Source organism: Enterobacter sp. FB (genome assembly GCF_000805795.1).
Lineage (GTDB): Bacteria > Pseudomonadota > Gammaproteobacteria > Enterobacterales > Enterobacteriaceae > Enterobacter > Enterobacter roggenkampii.
In genome coordinates, this window is record NZ_JSZC01000010.1 from 1 (window position 1) to 5,570 (window position 5,570).

4 protein-coding genes and 1 pseudogene are annotated in these 5,570 nt (G+C 43.7%); all 5 read right to left on the reverse strand.

The annotated features are described in order from the left end of the window. Window positions 1–1,877 precede the first annotated feature (1,877 nt). On the reverse strand, window positions 1,878–2,264 hold the full coding sequence (locus tag PI91_RS05985) for a helix-turn-helix domain-containing protein (RefSeq protein ID WP_039265653.1): 387 nt from the start codon (window positions 2,262–2,264) through the stop codon (window positions 1,878–1,880). Further along, complete coding sequence (locus PI91_RS05990) at window positions 2,242–2,454, reverse strand: Rop family plasmid primer RNA-binding protein (protein ID WP_039265654.1); 213 nt, start codon at window positions 2,452–2,454, stop codon at window positions 2,242–2,244. Before PI91_RS05990 ends, PI91_RS05985 begins: the two co-directional genes overlap by 23 nt. A 726-nt stretch (window positions 2,455–3,180) precedes the next feature. Next, the gene (locus PI91_RS06005; protein WP_039265655.1) at window positions 3,181–3,591 is read right to left on the reverse strand and encodes a HEPN domain-containing protein; all 411 of its coding nucleotides are present in this window, start codon (window positions 3,589–3,591) and stop codon (window positions 3,181–3,183) included. Beyond that, window positions 3,588–4,379: a hypothetical protein gene (locus tag PI91_RS06010; protein ID WP_084635595.1), complete on the reverse strand. Its 792-nt coding sequence runs from the start codon at window positions 4,377–4,379 to the stop codon at window positions 3,588–3,590. Before PI91_RS06010 ends, PI91_RS06005 begins: the two co-directional genes overlap by 4 nt. Before the next feature lie 983 nt (window positions 4,380–5,362). After that, window positions 5,363–5,570 (reverse strand): annotated as a pseudogene (locus PI91_RS26375) (DNA-binding protein); the annotation flags it as partial.

Consider the following 5,570-nt stretch of genomic DNA (forward strand, 5'->3'; position numbering starts at 1 on the left):
ATGTGCGATACTCGATCTCTTCATTAATATAAATATATCCATCAACGTCAAACTTGGCGTATGATGATTTTGCAAAATCCAACATCTGCTTCGATGAAATCATGATAAATCACCCAGTTCGAAATTAAACGAAATCTTGGTCTTTATAATAGAATCATACTTTATTTTAGCTATTTCTGAAGTAAACTCATCCTCTATATCTATGAGATAATCCATATCATCTTCCAGAGCCATTTAAAATAAAGCTAAATGCTAAAAACTCATAACCTTCATCACTAAAAACATGATGGGAATAACCATAAGAGCCATCCAAGATCTTTCGTTTTAGAAAGTGTATTTCTTGAGAATACATCAAAACAATCAAGAAGATAGTTAGACAATTCTTTTTTTATCTTCTTGTTTCTAACGATGAAATCATTAAACTCACGGACGTGTGATTCAAAATCGAAAGCCATATCATCATTATACAAACTAAGATACTTATGCATGTACGTATTTGATGATTCTATATCAGCGCAAAAAGAACATGATTTTATAGCTGACACAAGAAAATCCCGATCATCATAAAGCAAATCAAATTCCTTTATGTATCGGTATGCTTCTCTATAACGCATTGAATTATTAAGCGCGTATATAAGATTATAGTACGAGCTTTCATCTCTTCTTTCAAATGCATTTGAAACGCTAATTAATAAGTTGTCTATATCTGCTATTTGCGAAAAATAGCACGCTGATATTTCATCGGTAGACAGGACTATTTGCTTTGAAAAGCGAATCCAGGTACATAACAACCTTTGCTTTTTCAAATTCAGATATACTTCTTTTTTCTCCTATGACCCTATTTAATATATCTAAAGCTTCATTATCTGCTTTTTTAAGTGAAATAGATGCCATTAACCATATCCAACTGTAATAATTTAAAATGAAGATAGCATCTTATCGGAAGAAACGTAAATAACTTCAGCACTGGTTTTAACATAACGTCGCATTACGCGCACCGCTCAGGCGGCCTGAGCGCGCTTCTGACGGCAGAACGGTAAAACAGGCAACAAACCACCAGAAAAGCCGCCAGAAACGCAGGGAATGAATTCTGGCACAGTGAATGGCTATGCGCCCAGGTGAATGGTTCTGATTCTGGCGCCGGATACACCCCGTAAGCCGTGTTTTTCACACTTTACGACCGCGACAGCGTGCATCCCTGATGAAGGTGATTTTTCGCATGCGAAAAATCGGGCTGGAAAACCGATAGTGGTGAACGGACGCGCAATTTATTGCGTGACCGTGAAACGCTCGCCAGGTGTCGGGGCGGCGAGCCCTGACAGGAGCATTTGCCATGCCGCGTGTGCGCGGTATTACAAATGCACATCCTGTCCCGTGGCGCTGACACCCTCAAAAAAACTGAAGCCATGAAAATACCCTGAAAATGCCGGCAAGCCACAGTGCCGGATCCGGCACCACACTGGATATAAATCAGTAACACAATCCGGCCACCTGGATAAATATCATGTGGGCGGATCCGGCACTGCTCGCGGATATACAGGTGTGTGGTACCGGCACTGGTGTCGGATTGTGTGACATGTAAGGCACTGATAAATAGCGATAGCCACAATCCGGCGATATGACAGTGCCGGTACCGACACCTGTGTATCCGACAAATGTGAGACATTTTGCCGGATACATGCAAATTGCCTGAAATATTTACGATTAAGCAACTGATTTAAAATGAAAAATCTGCAAGACGAAGTCTTGCGTGGGGTGTGATGTTTTGACCCTGAAGGCAGGGAGCGGCGATCGGGCTGTGTGGACAGGCTAGAAAAACAGGTTTGGATTAAGTCATTCAGTAAATCAGACAAGCCACGCCGGCAACTGAGGCGTTCTCAGCGTTTCCAGAACTTCCACCAGGGTGAATCCCCAGTATGCTTGTGCTCGATGAGCAGCATCGCTTGTTTGAGGCTATCGATGTGCGAATCCTTGGCGGAAACTAACGTTTTAAGGTGTTCCACTTCCTGCCTCAGCTGTGCAATTACCTGTTCACTCTGCTGGGAGATACCTGTACCAGGCTGTTCTAATACCTGCGCAGACACATGTTCAAATGGGCGATACTCAAGAGGACCAAAAACACGAATAAGCTCCGAAACATCGACCAATCTAGCATTCCTTGCACCATGACAGGTGGACAGCTCACCTGTCTTAATCAACCTGTGCAATGTTGTACGGCTCTTCCCTGTCAGCCGTGCGGCCTCACTGATCGATATTTTTGCCATTAACTGCATCCTGTAGAGCGTTTAACTGCACCGAAAGAGTCCTGCAGAGCACCTCTGCATCCTCATGAAGTTTTTCACACATGTCAGCCTCAGTATCGAGATCCAGTTCGTTGAGCTTATCCAGCAAAAGCAGGGATTGCGCCTGAATGAATTTCGCCATGTTCAGTGCCGTTTTGTGTTGTTTAGTCATCACAGCGTCAGTGCTCCAAGTGATCTCCGGTTATTTTCCGCTTCCTCGACCGTTCGCTCGCTACGCTCGGTCACTTATCTGCGGCGAGCGGACGGATCTTACTAAAAGACAAATAACCTAGACGGTAAGCGTAACGAGAAGCCAGAACAAGAGCGGTAAGGCCACGCCACACCAATGCGTTTTTCCATAGGCTCCGCCCCCCTGACAAGCATCACAGAACCCGACGCTCAAATCAGTGGTGGCGAAACCCGACAGGACTATAAAGATACCAGGCGTTTCCCCCTGGCGGCTCCCTCGTGCGCTCTCCTGTTCCTGCCTTTCGGTTTACCGATGTCATTCCGCTGTTATGGCCGCGGTTCTCTCATTCCACGCCAGACACTCAGTTCCGGGAAGGCAGTTCGCTCCAAGCTGGGCTGTATGCACGAACCCCCCGTTCAGCCCGACTGCTACGTCTAATCCGGTAACTATCATCTTGAGTCCAAACCGGAAAGACACGACAAAGCGCCACTGGCAGCAGCCACTGGTAACTGATTTAGAGGAGTTAGTCTTGAAGTTATGCGCCGGTTAAGGCTAAACTGAAAGAACAAGTTTTGGTGACTGCGCTCCTCCAAGCCAGCTACCTCGGTTAGAAGAGTTGGTAGCTCTTTAACCTTTGAAAAACCACCGTTGGTAGCGGTGGTTTTTCTTTATCCAGAGGTTACTACCTCACGTTCTTTGTCGTCAAGGTCATGAATCTAAAGATACTGTTTCTTCAGATGCAGCTACCTCAGCTTCCGCGAACACCTTTTCAACAACACGAAGAATCTTGTAGGCCTCTGTTTTACCGAAGTTTTTATCTATATGGTAATCAGCCCGAACCCTGGTTTTTCTTGTTGCTATCATTTTTTGTGCAAACTGAACAAGTTTTTCATCTCCCGAAGCAAGTAATTTCCTAATAACCTTCTCATGGGATGAAACATCTTCATATGCACCTGGCAATTCATCAGCAATAGACTTTAAATAATGATAAAGTGCATAATAAGCAGATCGCGCGCATGTGCGATACTCGATCTCTTCATTAATATAAATATATCCATCAACGTCAAACTTGGCGTATGATGATTTTGCAAAATCCAACATCTGCTTCGATGAAATCATGATAAATCACCCAGTTCGAAATTAAACGAAATCTTGGTCTTTATAATAGAATCATACTTTATTTTAGCTATTTCTGAAGTAAACTCATCCTCTATATCTATGAGATAATCCATATCATCTTCAGAGCCATTTAAAATAAAGCTAAATGCTAAAAACTCATAACCTTCATCACTAAAAACATGATGGGAATAACCATAAGAGCCATCAAGATCTTTCGTTTTAGAAAGTGTATTTCTTGAGAATACATCAAAACAATCAAGAAGATAGTTAGACAATTCTTTTTTTATCTTCTTGTTTCTAACGATGAAATCATTAAACTCACGGACGTGTGATTCAAAATCGAAAGCCATATCATCATTATACAAACTAAGATACTTATGCATGTACGTATTTGATGATTCTATATCAGCGCAAAAAGAACATGATTTTATAGCTGACACAAGAAAATCCCGATCATCATAAAGCAAATCAAATTCCTTTATGTATCGGTATGCTTCTCTATAACGCATTGAATTATTAAGCGCGTATATAAGATTATAGTACGAGCTTTCATCTCTTCTTTCAAATGCATTTGAAACGCTAATTAATAAGTTGTCTATATCTGCTATTTGCGAAAAATAGCACGCTGATATTTCATCGTAGACAGGACTATTTGCTTTGAAAAGCGAATCCAGGTACATAACAACCTTTGCTTTTTCAAATTCAGATATACTTCTTTTTTCTCCTATGACCCTATTTAATATATCTAAAGCTTCATTATCTGCTTTTTTAAGTGAAATAGATGCCATTAACCATATCCAACTGTAATAATTTAAAATGAAGATAGCATCTTATCGGAAGAAACGTAAATAACTTCAGCACTGGTTTTAACATAACGTCGCATTACGCGCACCGCTCAGGCGGCCTGAGCGCGCTTCTGACGGCAGAACGGTAAAACAGGCAACAAACCACCAGAAAAGCCGCCAGAAACGCAGGGAATGAATTCTGGCACAGTGAATGGCTATGCGCCCAGGTGAATGGTTCTGATTCTGGCGCCGGATACACCCCGTAAGCCGTGTTTTTCACACTTTACGACCGCGACAGCGTGCATCCCTGATGAAGGTGATTTTTCGCATGCGAAAAATCGGGCTGGAAAACCGATAGTGGTGAACGGACGCGCAATTTATTGCGTGACCGTGAAACGCTCGCCAGGTGTCGGGGCGGCGAGCCCTGACAGGAGCATTTGCCATGCCGCGTGTGCGCGGTATTACAAATGCACATCCTGTCCCGTGGCGCTGACACCCTCAAAAAAACTGAAGCCATGAAAATACCCTGAAAATGCCGGCAAGCCACAGTGCCGGATCCGGCACCACACTGGATATAAATCAGTAACACAATCCGGCCACCTGGATAAATATCATGTGGGCGGATCCGGCACTGCTCGCGGATATACAGGTGTGTGGTACCGGCACTGGTGTCGGATTGTGTGACATGTAAGGCACTGATAAATAGCGATAGCCACAATCCGGCGATATGACAGTGCCGGTACCGACACCTGTGTATCCGACAAATGTGAGACATTTTGCCGGATACATGCAAATTGCCTGAAATATTTACGATTAAGCAACTGATTTAAAATGAAAAATCTGCAAGACGAAGTCTTGCGTGGGGTGTGATGTTTTGACCCTGAAGGCAGGGAGCGGCGATCGGGCTGTGTGGACAGGCTAGAAAAACAGGTTTGGATTAAGTCATTCAGTAAATCAGACAAGCCACGCCGGCAACTGAGGCGTTCTCAGCGTTTCCAGAACTTCCACCAGGGTGAATCCCCAGTATGCTTGTGCTCGATGAGCAGCATCGCTTGTTTGAGGCTATCGATGTGCGAATCCTTGGCGGAAACTAACGTTTTAAGGTGTTCCACTTCCTGCCTCAGCTGTGCAATTACCTGTTCACTCTGCTGGGAGATACCTGTACCAGGCTGTTCTAATACCTGCGCAGACACA

Bases quoted from the DNA above. Each gene is read 5' to 3' on its own strand.
- PI91_RS05985 (WP_039265653.1), bottom strand. From the start codon at position 2,264: ATGGCAAAAATATCGATCAGTGAGGCCGCACGGCTGACAGGGAAGAGC.
- PI91_RS05990 (WP_039265654.1), bottom strand. From the start codon at position 2,454: ATGACTAAACAACACAAAACGGCACTGAACATGGCGAAATTCATTCAG.
- PI91_RS06005 (WP_039265655.1), bottom strand. From the start codon at position 3,591: ATGATTTCATCGAAGCAGATGTTGGATTTTGCAAAATCATCATACGCC.
- PI91_RS06010 (WP_084635595.1), bottom strand. From the start codon at position 4,379: ATGGCATCTATTTCACTTAAAAAAGCAGATAATGAAGCTTTAGATATA.